The following is a 17,648-nucleotide window of genomic DNA, read 5'->3' as shown; positions in this document are numbered from 1 at the left end:
CGTTGTCGTCGGCATGAAGCGGTTCAAGGTGCGAGCTTCCATTGGCCGTTGTCGAGCTTGACGATCACGCGGGCCCGTTCGTCCACGCCATAGAGGCTGCCGGGCTTGAAGCTGTAGACGCCGTGCGTGCCCACCACCTCCTTGGTGCTGAAGATGGCGTCGCGCAATGCCACGCGGAATTCCGCCGTACCCGGCTCGGCCTTCTTCATCGCGCGCGACGCGGCATCGGCAAACACCAGCCAGCCATCGAAGGAGTAGGCCGAGAAGGCATCGCTGGTCGGCGCGTTGTTGACCTTCTGGAACACCGCGCGGAAGTCGGTCGCGATCTTCTTGGTCGGGTAGTTGTCCGGCAGCTGCTCGGCGACGATCACCGGCCCCGTGGGCATCAGCGCGTTCTGTCCCGAAGCGCTCACCACGCGCACGAAGTCGGGGTTGATCAGCCCGTGCTGGCCATACACCCCACCCTTGTAGCCGCGCTCCTGCAGCGCGAGAAACGGCAATGCGCCCGGGGTGCCGGCGCCGCCGGTCATCACCGCGTCGGGCCGCAGGGCCACGATCTTCAGCACCTGCCCGGTCACCGAGGCATCGGCCCGCGCATAGCGCTCGTTGCTCACCACCTTGATGCCGGCCTCGGGCGCGGCCTTCATGAGCGCGTTGTAGACCAGGTCGCCCCAGGCATCGGTGAAGCCGATGTAGCCGACGGTCTTCACGTTGTTGCGCTTCATGCGCTCGACGACCGCATCGATCATGAGCTGCGTGGGCTGCGCCACCGTCATGACCCATGGGTTCTCGGCCGGATCGAGCAGGATGGGCGTGAGCCCGATCATCGGCACCTTGGCCTCCTTGCCCACCTGCGCCATGGCAATGGCGGCGGGCACGCCCGAGGTGCCCATGAGCACGTCGACCTTGTCTTCCTCGATGAGCTTGCGCGCATTGCGCCCGGCGGTGGTCGGGTCGGAGCCGTCGTCCAGCACGATGAGCTGCACCTTGCGGCCGTCGATCTCGGGCTTGTAGGCGAGCGCGGCCTGCATGCCCTTGGCATAGGGCACGCCCAGCGAGGAGTTGGGCCCCGAGAGCGACACGCTCAGGCCGACCTTCAGGTCGGCCGCGAACGCGCTCGCAACACCACAGGCGGTCAGCGCCGCGGCAAGGGCACCGCGCGTCAAGGTCTGCATCAGGCTCTTCATGTCGTAGCTCCAGTGAGGAAGGATGAAAGGAACGGGAAACTCAGATGAACAACTGGATCGCCGGCAACGCGCGGGGAGCCTCGAGCAGGTCGATGCGCTTCTCGCGAATGGCCCAGCCCGCGGGCGTGCGCACCAGGTGGTGGCGCGCGGTGCCGGTCAGCAAGACCTGGCTTCCGCCGCGCGACTCGATGTAGATGAAGGGGGTGCGCAAGCGCGCTTCGCCATCGGACTGGTGCTCGATGCGCGAAGGCTGCAGCACATGCTGGCTGTGGCTGGCCGGGTGCTGCGAATGCGCGCGCGGATTCTTCAGCCGATCGACCCGCAGCTGGAGCAGCAAGCGGTCTTCGTAGGCCAGCGAGTTGTGCGAAAAGGGATCGGCCTGCGCCGCGCCGAGCAGCGGCACCCAGTAGTGGCCGTCTTCGGCGAACAGCGCCAGCCAGTCGTCGTAACGCCGCTCGTCGAGCAGCGCCGCCTCGTGTGCTGCAAAATCGCGCGGGTCGGCGTTCATGGCGCGGCCTCCACGCCCACCGCCATCGCCTTGGCCCAGGCGCGGAACTGGTTGCGCATGAGCAGTTCGTTGGTGCCGTTGGTGGTCACGGTCTCCTGCGCGCATTCGGCCGGGTCGTAGTTGCGGTGCAGGCTGACCCATTGGTTGCCGCCGGCCCGCAGGCCCTGCTGGATGCTCTCGAACAGGTGGACGTCGTCGTGCGCGACCACCGACATCGGCGAGAACACCAGCCGGTTGTAGCTCATCGCGCGCTCGAACAGCAGTTCGGGCGCGCCCGCCGCGCGAAAGCTCCAGGCCTCGATGAGCGTGCGGTTCGCGGCCAGCGGCCGGATCACGCGGATGGCCTGCGGAGAGCCCTTCACCGACAGGCTCGGATACAGCACCGAGTTCTGCGGCGAGCGCTGCAGGATCTCGGCCGCGCGCTCTTCGCCGTGCGCGGCGCGCATCGCGGCCTCGTAGTCGGGCAGCTGCGCATAGTTGGAGTGGATGCTGAAGTTGACGCCCAGCACGCTGTGGCCGTTGGCGAACACCCGCCCGCCCATCTTGTCGAAGAATTCATAGCTCGAGCCGAAGGGCAGGATCTGCTCCATCGCCATCGGCTTGGGATCGGTCGGCGCATGGCCGTCCCACAGCGCCTCGGCCGCCTTGGTGGCGGACTCGTGCGTCGACATCGGATGCACCGTGTCGTTGATGTTCTCGAGGTACATCTTCCAGTTGCAGTGGACGATGTTGCGCAACACGCCGCCGCCCACGGCCAGCTTGCCCTCGGGCGAACGGTCGACCATGTTGTCGATGGCCCCGAGCACCTCGCCGAAGTAGTCCTCGAACGAAGGGCCGGTGTCGGAGAGCCGCACGAACACGAAGTCGCGGTACACCTTCACATGCTTCACCACCGACAGCCCCTGCCCCGACTCGCAGGCCTTGAGCCGCGTGCCCTCGTAGCCGTTCTTCAGCGGCAGCCCGAGCGGCGCGCCGTCGAGCTTGTAGGTCCAGGCGTGGTACGGGCAGCGGAAGAAGCGGCCGGTGTTGCCGCACTCGTCGGTCACCAGTTGCGTGCCCTTGTGGGCACAGCGGTTGTAGAGCACATGCACCGCGCCATCGGGCTGCCGCACCATGAGCAAAGGCCGGCCCGCGATGTCCTGCGCCACGAAGTCGCCCGCCTCCGGCACTTGGCTCGCATGGCCGAGAAACACCCAGGTGTTCGCGAACAGGCGCTCCTGTTCGAGCGCGAAGATCTCGTCCGAGAGGTACAGGTCGCGGTGCACGCGGTCTTCCTGCACCAGGGCGGCGATCCGGTCCGGATGGTGGCGGTAGCTGGTCATCTTCTGGCTCTGGCTCTTTTCAGGGCACCAGCTTCCACTTGCCCTTGGTCATCTGCACGATCACCACGCCGCGCTGGTCGGACCCGTAGCGGTCGTCGGGCTTGAAGGTGTAGATGCCGTGCGTGCCCACCAGCTCGCGGGTGGCCACGATGGCGTCGCGCAGCGCGGTGCGGTACTGCGGCGTGCCCGGCTCGCCCTTGGCGCGCGAAGCGGCATCGGCCAGCAGCAGGTAGGCGTCGTAGGTGTAGGACGAGAAGGCATCCGTCGGCACCGCACCGTTCACCTTCTGGTAGGCGTTGCGGAAGGCCATCGACACCTTCTTGATCGGGTTGCTGTCGGGCAGCTGGTCGGCCACCAGCACCGGGCCGCTGGGCACCTGGAGGCCTTCGATGGACGCACCGCCCACGCGCACGAAGTCGGCATTGATGAGCCCGTGCGTGCCGTAGATCCTGCCCTTGTAGCCACGTTCCGCCAGCGCGATATAGGGCAGCGCGCCCGGCGTGCCGGAGTTGCCGGCAAACACCGCGTCGGGGCGGCTGGCGACGATCTTCAGCACCTGCCCGGCCACCGAGGAGTCGCTGCGCGCATAGCGCTCGTTGGCCACCACCGTGATGCCCGCCTTGTCGGCGCTCTTCACCAGCGAGTCGTAGGCCAGGTCGCCCAGCGCGTCCGAGAAGCCGATGAAGGCCACCGTCTTCACGCCCGACTTCTGCATGCGGTCGACCACGCCCGCGACCATCAACGGGAACGGCTGCGACACCGTCACCGTCCATGCCCCTTCGGGGCCCGGGATGGTGACCGGCGTCGGCGAGATCAGCGGCGTGTTGAGTTCGCGCGCCACCGAGGCAATGGCCATCGCGCCCGGCACGCCAGACGTACCGATGAGCACGTCGACCTTGTCTTCGGTCACCAGCTTGCGCGCATTGCGCCCCGCGGTGGTGGGATCCGACGCGTCGTCGAGCACGATCAGCTGCACTTTGCGGCCGCCGATCTCCGGATGCTCGGCAATGGCCGCGCGAATGCCCTTCTCGTACGGCACGCCGAGAGCGGCCACCGGCCCGGAGAGCGAGCTGATGAAGCCGATCTTCAGATCGGCCGCCATGGCTTGGGCGGCAGCCAGTGCGACGGCTGTCGCGCCCAGGATGCGAGTGAGATTTTTCATGTCAGGGAACCAGCTTCCATTGGCCTTTTTCAAGCTTCACGACCACGCGCGAACGCTCGTCCGACCCGTACCGATCGGTCGGCTTGAAGTTGTAGACGCTGTGCGTGCCCACGAGCTCCTTGGTGCTCACGATCGCGTCGCGCAGCGCCAGGCGGAACTGCGGTGTGCCGGGCTCGGCCTTGGTGGCCAGCGCGCGCTGTGCCGCGTCCAGGTACAGGAGCCACGCGTCGAAGCTGTAGGCAGAGAAGGCATCGGTCGGCGGTGCGCCGTTGGCCTTCTGGTAGGCCGCGCGGAAGTCCATCGACACCTTGCGGATCGGGTTCTCGTTGGGCAGCTGCTCGGCCACGATCACCGGGCCGGTGGGGGCGAGCAGGCCTTCGACCGAGGCTCCGCCCACGCGCACGAAGTCCGGGTTGATGAGCGCATGCATGCCGTAGATCTGGCCCTTGTAGCCGCGCTCCGCAAGCGCCAGGTAGGGCAGCGCGCCGGGCGTGCCCGAGGTGCCGGTGATCACCGCATCGGGGCGCAGCGCCACGATCTTCAGCACCTGGCCCGTCACCGACGAATCGGCGCGCGCGTAGCGTTCGTTCGAGACGATCTTGATACCCGCGGGCTCCGCGCTCTTTTGCAGCGCGTCGTACACCAGGTCGCCCCAGGCATCGGAGAAGCCGATGTAGCCGACCGTCTTGACGCCCGACTTCTTCATGCGATCGACCACCGCGCTCACCATCAGCGGCGCCGGCTGCGGCAGCGTGACCATCCACGCACCCTCTTCGCCCGGCAGGTTGGCGTTGGCGATGGAAATCAGCGGCGTCTTGGTTTCGCGCGCCACGCCGGCAATGGCCAGCGCGCCAGGCGATCCTGCCGTGCCGATGATGACGTCGACCTTGTCCTCGTCGATCATCTTGCGGGCGTTGCGCGCGGCGGTCGAAGGGTCCGACGCATCGTCCAGCTGCACCAGCTGGATCTTGCGCCCGCCCACTTCCGACTTGTACGCGATGGCTGCCTTCATGCCCTTCTCGTAGGGAATGCCGAGCGACGACACCGGGCCCGACAGCGACGTGATGAAACCGACCTTGAGATCGGCCGCCCACGAGACGCCCGCGGCGCCCAGCGCGCCCAGGCCCATGGCAATGCCTGCAAGGGCACGGATTCGGTTGAGGACTTTCATGGCGATGCTCCAGAAGTAAGGGATGAACGAAACGAACGCTGAATGGCTAGAGAGCGAGGCTGCCGACGCTGGTGCCGCCGCAGACGTAGAGGACCTGTCCGGTGATGAAGCTGCTGGACGGGTCGGCAAAGAAGCGCACCGCGCGCGCCACGTCGGCCGATTCACCGAGGCGCTTGACCGGCACGGAGACCGCGAGCGCGCGTTCCTTCTCGCTGCCGGCCTCGACCACGTCGTAGAACATGTCGGTGCGAATGGGGCCGGGTGCCACCACGTTCACCGTGATGCCATCCGCCGCGAGCTCGAGCGCCCAGGTGCGCGCCATGCCCAGCATGCCGGCCTTGGTCGCGGAGTAGCTGGTGCGCGTGGCAAGCCCCAGCGCGGCGCGCGACGACAGCAGCACCACGCGGCCGAAGCGCTGTGCGCGCATCGCTGGCAATGCGGCCTGCACGAGCTGGATCGCGCAACCCAGGTGCAGGTCGACCAGCGCATCGAGGTCGTCGAGCTTCACTTCAGGCAGCAGCGCGGCGCGGATCACGCCCGCGTTGTGGACGATGGTGGTCGGCGCAAAGCGCCCGACCAGTTCGCGCATCGCTTCGCCGGTGGCCGCGCGGTCGCTCAGGTCGACCTCGATGCTGTGCAGCTTCGGATGATCGATCTCAGCCTTGCGGCGTGCGAGCGAGACCACCTCGTAGCCCTGGGCGAGCAGGTCTTCGCAGATCGCCTTGCCGATGCCGGCGCTGCCGCCGGTGACGGCTGCGACTTTGGGCGTATCGCTCACAGCGAAGCTCCCACCAGGGCCAGCACACGCAGCGGACTCCCGCTGCCCTTCTCGATCTTGAGCGGCGGGCAGATCAGCACCGCACCCGACGGCGGCAGCAGGTCGAGGTTGCTCAGGCACTGCAGTCCATAGCGGCCCGCACCGTGCATGTAGTAGTGGCAGGGGTACGGCGGGCGCAGGTGATAGCCCTGCCCCGCATCGGTGCCGATGGCTTCGGAGCCGAAGCCCAGCACGTCGCGCTGCTCCACCAGGAAGCGCACGGCCTCGGTGCTCGGGCCCGGCGTGTGCTGGCCGGTCTCGTCGAAGTTCTGGTACGCCGCCGGATCGCTGCGCTTGGACCAGTCGGTGCGCATCAGCACCCAGGCGCCCTTCGGGATGCGGCCATGCGCAGCCTCGTAGCGCTCGATGTCGGCCACGCTCAGCAGGTAGTCGTCGTTGGCCTGCACGTCGGCCGAGCAGTCGATCACGCAGGCCGGTGCCACGAAGTGCTGCACCCGGGATCGTGTCGACCGAGTTGTTCGGCAGGTCGCGTCCGGAGATCCAGTGGATCGGCGCGTCGAAGTGCGTGCCCGTGTGCTCGCCGCAGGAAAAGTTGTTCCAGTACCAGGCCGGCCCGCGTTCGTCGTACTTCGAGACTTCCTCGATGCGGAAGGGCCAGCACTGGCCCATCTCGGGCGGCAATGCGATCTGCGGAAACTCGGGCGTCAGCGTCTGCGTGAGGTCGATCACGCGGATGCGGCCGCTGGCCATCGCGGTCACCAGGCCGCCGAGGATTTCGGCGGTGGACATCAGTTCGGTGGTTGTCGTCATCGTATGGCTCCTGTTCTCAGCCGCCTGCGGCCAGTTCGCGTTCGAGCACCTTGGGGTTTTCGCGCCAACGCTCCAGCCATTCCTGCGCCACGTCGCCGGGGTACACGTCCTCGACGCCATCGCGCAGCGCCTTGACGATGGCGTTCGCCAACGCGGTGGGCGCCAGCTTGGGCGGCGGCGTGTGCTGGTTCCATTCGTCGTCGATGGGGCCCGGAAACACGTTGATCACGCGGATGCCCGCGGGCCGCATTTCGGCGCGGAGACACTGGGCGAGCGAATGCGCCGCCGCCTTCGAGGCACTGAAGGTGCCGTGCGGCGGAAAGTTGCTGAGCGCATAGATCGACAGCAGGTTGACCCAGGCCGTGGCGCCCGTCGCGCCATCGGCCGAGCGGCCCTTGAGCGCCGGGCCGAACTCCTGCGCGAGGCGCAGCAGGCCGAAGTAGTTGATGTCCATCTCGGCCTTGGCCACGTCGGTGCCGCGGCGCGAACCGATGCCGAAGGTGCGGTGCACCTCGGCGTTGTTGATCACGATGTCGACCTTGCCACTGATGGAGCCCGCCAGCTCGGTCACCTGGCGGCCATTGGTCAGGTCGAGCGGCACCAGCGTGACCTGCGGCAGCGCCGAGATGTCGTCCAGCCCGTCGCCGAGCTTCTTCCAGGGCTCGGCGTGGCCGACCCAGACGATGTCGGCGCCGGCCTTCACCAGCGCACGCACCAGGGCCTGGCCCACTTCGGTCTTGCCGTCGGTCACCAGCGCCTTGCGGAACTTGGGGTCGCTGGTCATTTCACGGAGCATCTTGTCGTCGGCCATATGGGCACTCCCTTCGTTCGGAAAACCAATGAGGACGGCCTGCCCCGCACGGTCGAGCCGGGCACCGACGCGCACGCGCTGCGGTGCATTGCCGACCTCGCCATGCAGGTGGACCATGAGCGTGGGCCCGGCATCCAGGTGCACCAGTCCCAGGCGCCAGGGCAGCCGCTCGCGAAAGAACAGGTCGTTGCTGTGGTGCAGCGTGGTGCTGCCCAGCAGCTCGCCCTCGCCGCTCTGCCGGCGCCAGCGCAATGCGGCGGAGAGGCACTTGTGGCAGACCTCGCGCGGCGGGTACTGCACGGTGCCGCAGTTGTCGCAGGCCTGCAGCTCGAAGCGGCCTTCGGCGGCAGCGGCCGTGAGGCCCAGCGCCACGCGTCCACGCGCGCCGGGCGGCAGGTTCATCTGCCGGGTGCGCAGCACCGGGTTCTTGCGCGGGGGGCGCATCAGGGGCATGGTCATGCCGGTCTCCCCAAGATGACCGCGCCTGTACAGAGGCAGCGGTCGTAAGTGACCATCCCGAAACCGGCGACGAGGCCGAGCTGCGCGTCGGGCACTGCACGCTTTTCGGCCTGGTCCGTCAACTGCCGAATGGCCTCGACCATGCCGAGGAAGCCGCCTGCGGCACCGGCCTGTCCTGCGGACAGCTGTCCGCCGCTGGTGTTGTTCGGAAAGCTGCCGTCGAAGGTCATGGTGTGCGACTGCACGAAGGCCGAGCCTTCGCCCTTTTCGCAGAAGCCCAGGTCTTCGAACTGCATCATCACGATCACCGGGTAGTCGTCGTAGGTCTGCACGAAGTCGAGCGCGGAAGGCTGCACGCCGGCCTGCGCATAGAGGTCGTCGCGGTCCTTGCGCCAGCCGCCCTGCACCATCACCGGATCCTCGGCATAGGCGTTGTGGCGTTCGATGGCGCCGCGGATCACGGCGTGCGCCAGGCCCAGGTCGCGCGCGCGCTCCTCGCTCATCACCAGGAACGCATCGGCACCCGCGCAGGGCATCACGCAATCGAACAGGTGGATCGGGTCCGAGATCGGCCGCGCGGCCATGTACTCCTCGAGCGTCAGCGGCTTCTTGAACATCGCGTTCGCATTGCCGAGCGCGTTGGTTCGCTGGTCGACGCAGATGCGCCCGAAGTCTTCGCGCTTGGCGCCATAGGTGCGCATGTAGTTGGCGGTGATGAAGGCGAAGATCGAGTTGGGTCCGCCCGAGCCATAGGGGTAGCTCGCATCGCGCGCAAAGTTGCTGAAGCTGCCGAGCGTCTGGCGGAAGGAATCGACGTGGTTGGTATCCGCACCCACGCAAGCCACGATGTCGGCATCGCCCGCCTGCACGGCGCGTGCGGCGCGGCGAAGGCACATCACACCGGAGGCGCCGCCGGTGGGCACGTGGTCGAGCCAGCGCGGCGACAGGCCCAGGTGCTGCGTCACGCCCACGGCCGTGTCGGGCGCAAGCGAGAAGCTGCTGAGGCACAGGCCATCGATCTGCTCCTTGGCGACGCCGCTGGCCTGGACCAGCGCCTCGATGGCCTGGCCGATGAACCAGTGCGCGGTGCGCGTGGAGTAGCGCACGTAAGGCACGGTGACAGGCACTGCGACCGCAACGCCTTCGTAGGAAAGTCGTTGCTTCGTCATGCCTGCCCCACCTGTTGTCTTTTCTTCATCGACCGGGTGTCGATGCAATGGGCCTGTCCCGGCAATGCCAGCGCCATGTCGCGCAGTTGCCCGCGCTGGATCTTCTGCGACGGCGTGAGCGGCAGCGCGTCGACGAAAGCCACGTAGCCCGGCGCCTTGTAGTAGGCGAGCTGTGCAAGCGCGTGTTGCACGATGCTGGCGGCCATCTGCTCGCGCTGCGATGCCTCTGTGCCTTCGCGCAGCACGATGCAGGCCAGCACTTCGTCGCCGCGCACCGGGTCCGGCGTCGCGGCCACGGCGGAGGCCTTCACGGCCGGATGCTGGTTGAGCACGCTCTCGACCTCCACGGCCGAGATGTTCTCGCCGCTGCGGCGGATCACGTTCTTCTTGCGATCGACGAAGAAGAAATTGCCGCCCGCGTCGCGCCGCACCAGGTCGCCGGTGTGGAACCAGCCACCGGCCCAGGCCTCGCGCGTGGCTTCCTCGTCCTTGAGGTAGCCCGAGAAGAAATAGCGCTTCGGGTCGTCGCCCGCCGAGCGCACGAGCAGTTCGCCCGGGGCATCGGCGCCCGCCTCGCTGCCGTCATCGGCCACGAGGCGGATCTGCACGAAGTCTTCCTGCCGCCCGAAACAGCTGGTGCCCACGAGGCGCGGTTCGCGGTTGGCCATGATGCAGGCGGCTGCGCCGGTCTCGGTCATGGCCCAGGCCTCGACGAGCGGAAAGCCGAAGCGCTCCTCGAACGGTGCGTGATTCTTGCGATCGACACCCGCGCCGAAGCCCCAGCGGATCGCATGGTCGCGGTCGGCCGGCGATGCGGGGGCCGACAGCAGCATCGCGGGCATCACGCCAAGGTAGTGCGCAATGGTCGCGCCGCTCTCTCGCGCGCTGGCCAGCCAGGTCTTCGGATGGAAGCGGTCGAGCTGCACCAGGCAGCCGCCCGCCACCAGCACCACCATGGTGGAGAAGGCCATCGCGTTCATGTGGTTGAGCGGCAGCGGCGTGATGACGCGCTCGGCATCGCGGCGGATGCTGCACACACCGTCGAGCGCGGCATACCACTCGCCGGCACGAAGGAAGTAGGCGTTGCCCAGGATGCAGCCCTTGGGGCGGCCGGTGGTGCCGGAGGTGTAGAGCAGGCCGCATTCGGTGTCGGCGCCCACAGGCTCGTGGGCGCGTGGCGCGGGCGTCTTGGCGCTCGGCACCGTATCGCCAGGTCCCATCGCCTGGAACGGCACGCCGGCTTCCTGCGCTGCTGCACGCAGGTCGTTCGCACGTTCGGGCAGCGTCACGGCCAGGCCGATCTCGCTGTGGCCGATCAGATACGCCAGCTCGGCCGAACGCATCTCGGCATTGATGGGCACCACGCTCACGCCCAGCGCATTGAGCGCGAACCAGTGGAAGAGAAAGTCGGGCCGGTTTTCCAGCAGCAGCCCGACGCGGTGCCCATGCCCGTAGCCGGCCTCGGCATAGGCCGAGCGCAGGCGTTCGACCTCGGCCGCGGCCTCGCGCCAGCGGATGGCGCCAGCCGCGATGCCGTAGGCGGCCGCGGTGACCGATTCGGTGAACAGGAACTCGGCCTCGGGCGTGCGCGACGCGGTGGCCGCGAAGACCTGGTGGACGGTGGAGTGTTGCATCGCGTCCCTAGATGAAGAGCTGCACGGCCGGCAGGGCCGCGTCGCAGTTGAGCAGGTTCACGCGCTTGAGCGTCATGCGAAGCGCACCGTCCTGCACCGTGAGGTGATGAAAGAAGGTGCCGACGTAGAACTGGAGTTCGTCACCCTGCGACTCGGTGTAGTGGAACCCGGTGCGCACCACATGGCTGTTTCGTTCGGCGTCGAACTGTTCGACCACGGGCACCTGCAGCAGGTGGTGGCAGCGGCTCGGCGGCTGCTGCGAAAACGCGCGCGGGCTCTTGAGCCGCTCGATGCGCAGTTCGCGCAGCAGCTTGTCCTCGTAGAGGTGCGAGGTGTGGTTCAGGCCGTCTTCCTGGTCGGGCACGAGCGGCACCCAGTAGAAGGCGTCGTCGGTGAAGAGCGCGTTCCACTCCTCGTAGCGGCGCGTGTCGAGCAGGCGCGCTTCGTTCACGACGAAATCGATCAGGTCCTGGCGGGTGACTTCGGCGGGTGCCATCACATCGTCTCCGTCATGCGCTGCACCCAGCTGCGGTACTGGTTGCGCATCGGCAGTTCGTTGGTGCCGCCGGTGGTGATCTCGCCGCCCGCAAGTTCCGAATCGTCGTAGTTGCGGTGCAGGCTGACCCAATCGTTCCCGCTCGCGTGCAGCCCGGCCTGCATGCCCCGGTACGCCTGCAGGTCGTCGTGGCCCACCACGGAAAACGGCGAATTGATGAGCCGGTTGTACATGGTGGTGCGCTGCAGCAGTTCGGGCGGTGCGCCTTTCAGGCGGAAGGTCCAGCTCTCGATCAGCGTCCTGTCGGCCGAGATCGGCTTGACCACGCGGATCGCCTGGATCGCACCCTTGATCGTGAGGTTCGGGTAGTACACCGTGTTGTGCCGCGCCATGCCGAGGATCTGCGCGGTCTTTTCCTCGCCGTAGCGCGCCTTCATCGCGTCGTCGTACGCCGGAATCGCCTTGTACTTGCTGTGGATGCTGAAGTGCACGCCCGTGAAGCTGTGGCCGTGGTCGTAGGTGCGGATGCCCATGTCCTCGAAGAACTTGTAGTCCGACATGAAGGGCGCGAACTGCTCCACGGCCATGGGCTTGGGCTCGTCTTCGGGCTTGTCGGCCCACATGCGCTTGGCGGTTCCGGCCGATGACTCGTGCGCCACCATCGGGTGCATGGTGTCGTTGAGGTTCTCCACGAACATCTTCCAGTTGCACTGGTGCATGAAACGCAGGCACCCGCCCGCGATCTCGAGTTCGCCTTCCGGCGAGCGGTCGGCCATGTTGTCGATGGAGCTCAGCGAATCGCCGAAGTAGTCGTCGAAGTCCGGCCCTGCATCGTTGATCTTCACGAAGATGAACCCGCGGTAGCTGCGCACGTGCTTCAGCGTGACCAGCCCCTTGGCCGATTCGCATTCGTGCAGCGCCGTGTTCTCGTAGCCGGTCTTGAGCGGAATGGCCAGCAGCGCGCCGTCGGTCTTGAAGGTCCAGGCGTGGTAGGGGCAGCGAAAGAACTTGCCGGTGTTGCCGCAGGGCCCGCTCACGAGGCGCGAGCCCTTGTGGGCGCATCGGTTCATCATGGCGCGCACGCTGCCGTCGGTGTGGCGCACCACGATCAACGGCCGGCCGGCAATTTCGTTGCTGATCCAGTCGCCGGGCTTCGGTAGCTGGCTCTCGTGGCCCACGTAGTTCCAGGTGTTGGCGAAGAAGTGCTCCTGCTCCAGCTCGAACAGCTCCTGGCTGATGTACAGGTCGCGGTGCACGCGGTCGTTCTGCACCAGCGCGCGGACCGCTTCGGGGTTGTCTCGGTACGAGGTCATGGTTCTGGTGGCTCCTTGCTTCAGATGTCGAGCACCAGGCGCGGCCCCTTGGCGCGCGAGATGCAGATCTGCATGACGGTGCCTTCGGCCTTCTCGCGCGCAGTCAGCACGTAGTCGCGGTGGTCGATTTCGCCCTCGAGCACAGGCACCACGCACACGCCGCACTCGCCACGCTTGCAATCGAACATCGGATCGCAGCCGTGGTCGATCAGGCAATCGAGGATGCTCTGGTCGGCCGCCACGGTGAAGCGCTGGCCCGACTGGGCAAGCTCCACCTCGAAGGGCTGGTCGCCCTCTTCCACGACGGGTTCCGTGAACAGCTCGAAGTGCACGCGGTCGTGTTCCCAGCCGCGCGCCTGGGTGCGGGCGAGCACGGCGTCGAGCATGACCTTGGGGCCGCAAACGTAGAGGCGGTCGCCGGCGGGCACGCCGTCGAGCAGCGCATCGATGTCGAGCGGCGCACCGGCCTTGGCATCCTCATGCACGTGCAGGTCGTCCCCCAGCAGTGCTTGCAGCTCGGGCAGGAAGGCCATCAGCTCGCGGCTGCGGCCGGCGTAGTGCATGCGCACCGCAGCGCCTTCCGCGCGGCGCCGCGCCGCCATGCTCGCAAGCGGCGTGACGCCGATGCCGCCGGCGACGAGCACCGTTCCGCCGGGCCCCGTGTGCAGCGGGAAGTCGTTCTTGGGCGATTCGATGGTGAGCGTGTCGCCCTCTTTCAGCTGCTCGTGCATGAAGCGCGATCCGCCGCGGCCTTCGGCCTCCTTGCGCACGGCGATCACGTAGTCGGCCGGCGCGTTGGTGGCGTTGCGCTCGGTTGCGAAGTTGATCAGCGAGTAGTGGCGCCAGCCGGTCTCGCCGCCGGGCAGCGACACCTTGACGCGGATGTGGGCGCCGGCCGCGAAGCCGGGCAACGCGCGGCCGTCTTCGGCACGCAGCCGCAGCATGCGGATCAGCGGATTCAGTTCGCGCACCTCGGCAATGCGCAGCTGGAGGATGACGGGTTGGGCGGTCATGGGTGTCTCTTCATCAGGCGAGTGCGTGCTGGGCCAGCGCGGCCTGCAGCTTGTGGCCGTGTTCGTCGGCCAGCGCCGCGTCGCGCAGCTCGCGCAGGGTGGCGGGCGCCAGCGTCCCGCCGGCGCGCTCGACGGCACGCATCACGGTGTCGTAGTTGCGGATGCCGCGTTCATGCGTGTCGCTGTAGCCCTTGACCAGCCGCTGGCACTGCGCAAGCTCGACGGCGAGCTCGGGGTTGCGTTGCGCGGTGGCCGCGATGCGCTGCAGCCATTCCTCGATGCGGCGGTTTTCTTCCGCGTAGCGCATCGTCGAGCGGCGCCAGCGCTTGCAGGCCGCCACCATGCGCAGCATCAGGTAGCCGTGCAGGGAACTGGTCTGGACCACGCGGCCGTGGTGCGTGAAGCGTTCGACCATCTTCCTGGGCAGGTTGGAATTCATCAGCCAGCGGCCCATGCCGCCCGGCAGCGTCTCGCAGATTTCCTGCAGGCGCGGGTGCATGTATTCGTTGATGGCGAGCACCTGGCCCGCTTGCACGCGGGCCTCGCCGCGCACGCGCTCGAAGCGGGTGGCACGGGTCTTGAGCGCGGCGACGCGGGCGGTGTCTTCGTACGACATCCAGAGCGCGAGATGGCGCGCGGTCTCGCGCAGCAGGCGATAGGAGCCGTCGTCCGGAAGTGCCGCCACGGCCGCCATGCGGTCGAGGTACAGCCCGGCGTAGTCCGGGTCCTGGTAGTCGATGAGCCGCCGCACGCCTTCGAGCAGCAGGTCTTGCGCCGCGGCCGGAAAGCCGCGCTGCACGCGTTCGACCAGGGCGCGCACCGCCGGATGGCGCGGCTGCGGTGCCGGCGCGGCCACCACCGGCTCCGGCGGTGTCTCGCCGTCGTCGCCGGCCTGGGCCCGCGCAAAGGCCGCACCAAAGGCCTTGAGGCTGGGCTTGACGCCCACGCCGCCGCGTTCGATGGTCGCCTCGAACTGCGCGCGGCTGAACGGCAGCACGCCCGAGCCCGCCAGCGCGCCGAACAGCACGGCACTGATCACGCTGCCCGAAGCCTCGGCGGCCTGCGCCATGTCGAAGCGGATGAAGCGCTTGGCCGCCCTGGCGGTGTGCGCGAGCAACTGGGCGCTGTCGACGCGGCCATCGCCGAGCGCGCTTTTCTCGGCGATGGAGAACACGCGGTGCGTCGATGCGATGAGCGTGGTGCGGTCGCGCGTGACCAGCCCGCGCTGCACGGCACGGCCGGCTTCCATGAGCTCGGACGCCAGCACCACGTCGACGTCGCCCGGCAGCGGCATGAGCGCCAGCACCGGGTGCCCGCCGTCGGCTTGCGCCTGCGCCTCGGGATACAGCTCGACGTAATAGATGGTGGCGCCGGTGCGCTGCGCCACGCCGGGAACCGAGGTGGTCTGCGCCACATAGCCGTTGGCCTCGCCCATGTCGACGACCCAGTCGGCCAGCACGCCGCCGCCCTCCCCGCCCATGGCGAGGATGGCGATCTTGATCGGTTGTGGCTTGTTCGTCATTGCTTCAGAACGCATAGGCTTCGCGGCGGCGCGCTTCGCCGCGCTGCAGCCAGCCGATGACGGCGGCGCGCACGCGGTCGCGCAGCAGGTCCCAGCGGCTCGGGTTGCTGACGATCTGCGCCTTGTAGAACGAAGGGCACAGCACCGCCGCGTGCGAGACCTCGCCGCAGACGCCGCAGCCCACGCAGCTGTCGAGCACGGTGGCGACCGGGTCGGTGCGCAGCGGATCGGGGTTGGGCTTGATCGAGAGCGAGGGGCAGCCCGAGAGGCGGATGCACGAGTGGTCCCCGGTGCAGGTGTCGGAGTCGACGCCGAACTTCTCGCGCACCATGCGCTTGCCGTCGGCAATGGCCTTGCGCACCAGCGGCTTTTCGCGGCGCTGCTTGTTGAGCATGCACTCCGACTGCGCGATCAGGACCTTGGGGCCCTTTGTCGTGGTGGTGAGCGCGTCCTTGAGCGCATCGCGCACGCCGGCGACGTCGTAGGTGCGGCGCAGCGTCTTCACCCACTCCACGCCCACGCCGCGCACCGCGCGCTCGATCTCGTGGCCGGTGCTGCGCGTCTTGTTGACGGCGTTCGACGAGAGGATGTCCTGCCCGCCCGTGGCCGAGGTGTAGTTGTTGTCGACGACGATGGTGAGGTTGTCGCTCTTGTTGAAGACCGCATTGGCCACGCCGCTGGTGAGGCCGTTGTGCCAGAACCCGCCGTCGCCCATCATCGAGATCGCACGCTTGCCGGCCGGCGCATTGAGTGCCGCCGCGCCGGCTCCGCCCAGGCCGTAGCCCATGGTGGTATTGCCGATGTTGAAGGGCGGCAGGATGGAGAACAGGTGGCAGCCGATGTCGGCGCTCACGTGGTGCGGGCCCAGTTCGCGTTCCACCAGCTTCATCGCACTGAAGATCGGCCGCTCGGGGCAGCCGGTGCAGAACCCCGGCGGACGCGCGTGCACGACTTCGCCCAGGGACATGGACGGCAATGCCGGCTCCGGCGCGGCATCGACGCCGATGGCCGCCACTTCCTTGAGCGGGATCACCTTGCGCTCGGCCGCCTTGACGGGCAGCGGCGCCAGGCGCTCGTAGCGCTCGCAGAAAGTGCGTGCGCCCTTCAGCAGTTCGGACGCGGTGTACTCGCCGGCCACCGGCAGCATGTCCTTGCCGTGCAGCGCGGTGGCCGAGCCGGCCTGGCGCAGGATGGTCGCAAGGTTCTGCTCGACGAAGTTGGGCTGGCCCTCTTCCACGATCAGCACCGCGCGCTTGCCTTCGCAGAAGCGGATCACCTCGCTCTCGATGACGGGGTAGGCCACGTTCATCACGTACAGCGGCACCCGGGTGTTGCCGTACACGTCGGCCAGGTCGAGCCGCTCCAGGGCGCGCAGCAGCGTGTTGTAGCTGCCGCCCTGCACGATGATGCCGATATCGTCGGCGTCTTCCGAGAAGAACTCGTTGAGCTGGCGTTCCTCGATGAAGCGCACCGCGGCGGGCCAGCGGTCGTTCACCTTCTCCTGCTCGTGCACGAAGCTCGCGGGCGGCAGCACGATGCGGCCGACGTCGCGTTGCGGGTTCTCGAGCGCGTCTTTCAGCGTGAACTTGGCGCGCTTGTTGTCGCCGGCAATGAAATGGCCGTGCACGTGGCAGGCGCGGATGCGCAGCTGCAGCATCACGGGCGTGTGGCTGGCTTCCGAAAGATCGAAGCCCGTCTTCACGGCGTCGACGATGCTCGGCAGGTTGGGCCGCGGATCGAGCAGCCAGATCTGCGACTTCATCGCGAACGCATGGCTGCGCTCCTGCATGATCGACGAGCCCTCGCCATAGTCCTCGCCCACGATGATGAGCGCGCCGCCGGTCACGCCGCCCGAGGCGAGGTTGGCCAGTGCATCGGAAGCCACGTTGGTGCCGACGGTGGCCTTGAAGGTGACGGCGCCGCGCAGCGGATAGTTGACCGATGCGGCCAGCGTGGCGGCGGCGGTGGCTTCGCTCGCGCTGTTCTCGAAGCGGATGCCCTGCTCCGCAAGAATGTCCTGCGCATCGGCCAGCACGTCCATCAGGTGCGAGATCGGCGCGCCCTGATAGCCGGCCACGTAGGAAACCCCCGATTCGAGCAGGGCCTTGGTGACCGCCAGAATGCCTTCACCGCGGAACACCTCGCCTCCGGAAAGGCGCAGTTTCTTGACTTCTTCGACGAACGAACGCTCAGCCATGTGGGTCCTTGTTCTCTCTCGTGGGACGATGCGCGCATGCTGCTGCACCGCGGTTTCTATAATGTTGACAAATGAATGTATCCACAATCATGAATT

At 67.7% G+C, this 17,648-nt stretch carries 14 protein-coding genes and 1 pseudogene; all 15 read right to left on the bottom strand.

What is annotated here, in order from left to right:
- Window positions 1-23: 23 nt before the first annotated feature.
- A complete protein-coding gene (locus ABID97_RS08895; protein ID WP_354398153.1) occupies window positions 24-1,187 on the bottom strand; it encodes an ABC transporter substrate-binding protein in 1,164 nt (387 codons plus the stop codon).
- 40 nt (window positions 1,188-1,227) lie between these two features.
- Window positions 1,228-1,695, bottom strand: a complete 468-nt coding sequence (locus ABID97_RS08890; RefSeq protein ID WP_354398152.1) for an aromatic-ring-hydroxylating dioxygenase subunit beta — start codon at window positions 1,693-1,695, stop codon at window positions 1,228-1,230.
- Complete coding sequence (locus ABID97_RS08885) at window positions 1,692-3,017, bottom strand: aromatic ring-hydroxylating dioxygenase subunit alpha (RefSeq protein WP_354398151.1); 1,326 nt, start codon at window positions 3,015-3,017, stop codon at window positions 1,692-1,694. Before ABID97_RS08885 ends, ABID97_RS08890 begins: the two co-directional genes overlap by 4 nt.
- Window positions 3,018-3,036: 19 nt before the next feature.
- The gene (locus ABID97_RS08880) at window positions 3,037-4,179 is read right to left on the bottom strand and encodes an ABC transporter substrate-binding protein (protein ID WP_354398150.1); all 1,143 of its coding nucleotides are present in this window, start codon (window positions 4,177-4,179) and stop codon (window positions 3,037-3,039) included.
- Window position 4,180: 1 nt separating this feature from the next.
- Complete coding sequence (locus tag ABID97_RS08875) at window positions 4,181-5,350, bottom strand: ABC transporter substrate-binding protein (RefSeq protein WP_354398149.1); 1,170 nt, start codon at window positions 5,348-5,350, stop codon at window positions 4,181-4,183.
- A gap of 46 nt (window positions 5,351-5,396) precedes the next feature.
- A complete protein-coding gene (locus ABID97_RS08870) occupies window positions 5,397-6,128 on the bottom strand; it encodes an SDR family oxidoreductase (protein WP_354398148.1) in 732 nt (243 codons plus the stop codon).
- Window positions 6,125-6,938: pseudogene (locus tag ABID97_RS08865) on the bottom strand (cyclase family protein). The gene ABID97_RS08870 and the pseudogene ABID97_RS08865 overlap by 4 nt, the downstream one beginning before the upstream one ends.
- 16 nt (window positions 6,939-6,954) lie before the next feature.
- The gene (locus tag ABID97_RS08860; RefSeq protein ID WP_354398147.1) at window positions 6,955-8,208 is read right to left on the bottom strand and encodes an SDR family NAD(P)-dependent oxidoreductase; all 1,254 of its coding nucleotides are present in this window, start codon (window positions 8,206-8,208) and stop codon (window positions 6,955-6,957) included.
- On the bottom strand, window positions 8,205-9,377 hold the full coding sequence (locus ABID97_RS08855) for a thiolase family protein (RefSeq protein ID WP_354398146.1): 1,173 nt from the start codon (window positions 9,375-9,377) through the stop codon (window positions 8,205-8,207). The genes ABID97_RS08860 and ABID97_RS08855 overlap by 4 nt, the downstream gene beginning before the upstream one ends.
- Entirely contained in the window at window positions 9,374-11,011 is a 1,638-nt protein-coding gene (locus ABID97_RS08850) for an AMP-binding protein (protein ID WP_354398145.1), read from the bottom strand. Before ABID97_RS08850 ends, ABID97_RS08855 begins: the two co-directional genes overlap by 4 nt.
- Before the next feature lie 7 nt (window positions 11,012-11,018).
- A complete protein-coding gene (locus ABID97_RS08845) occupies window positions 11,019-11,507 on the bottom strand; it encodes an aromatic-ring-hydroxylating dioxygenase subunit beta (RefSeq protein ID WP_354398144.1) in 489 nt (162 codons plus the stop codon).
- Window positions 11,507-12,820 carry an aromatic ring-hydroxylating dioxygenase subunit alpha gene (locus ABID97_RS08840; protein WP_354398143.1) on the bottom strand — a complete coding sequence of 438 codons (1,314 nt, stop codon included), beginning with the start codon at window positions 12,818-12,820 and terminating at the stop codon, window positions 11,507-11,509. Before ABID97_RS08840 ends, ABID97_RS08845 begins: the two co-directional genes overlap by 1 nt.
- Window positions 12,821-12,840: 20 nt before the next feature.
- On the bottom strand, window positions 12,841-13,833 hold the full coding sequence (locus ABID97_RS08835; RefSeq protein WP_354398142.1) for a PDR/VanB family oxidoreductase: 993 nt from the start codon (window positions 13,831-13,833) through the stop codon (window positions 12,841-12,843).
- Window positions 13,834-13,846: 13 nt separating this feature from the next.
- Window positions 13,847-15,355, bottom strand: a complete 1,509-nt coding sequence (locus ABID97_RS08830) for an indolepyruvate oxidoreductase subunit beta family protein (protein ID WP_354398141.1) — start codon at window positions 15,353-15,355, stop codon at window positions 13,847-13,849.
- Window positions 15,356-15,359: 4 nt separating this feature from the next.
- Window positions 15,360-17,552, bottom strand: a complete 2,193-nt coding sequence (locus ABID97_RS08825) for a thiamine pyrophosphate-dependent enzyme (RefSeq protein ID WP_354398140.1) — start codon at window positions 17,550-17,552, stop codon at window positions 15,360-15,362.
- Window positions 17,553-17,648: the final 96 nt, after the last annotated feature.

Origin of the sequence: Variovorax sp. OAS795, assembly GCF_040546685.1 — a bacterium.
Lineage (GTDB): Bacteria > Pseudomonadota > Gammaproteobacteria > Burkholderiales > Burkholderiaceae_C > Variovorax.
This window is presented reverse-complemented; position numbering and strand designations above follow the sequence as displayed.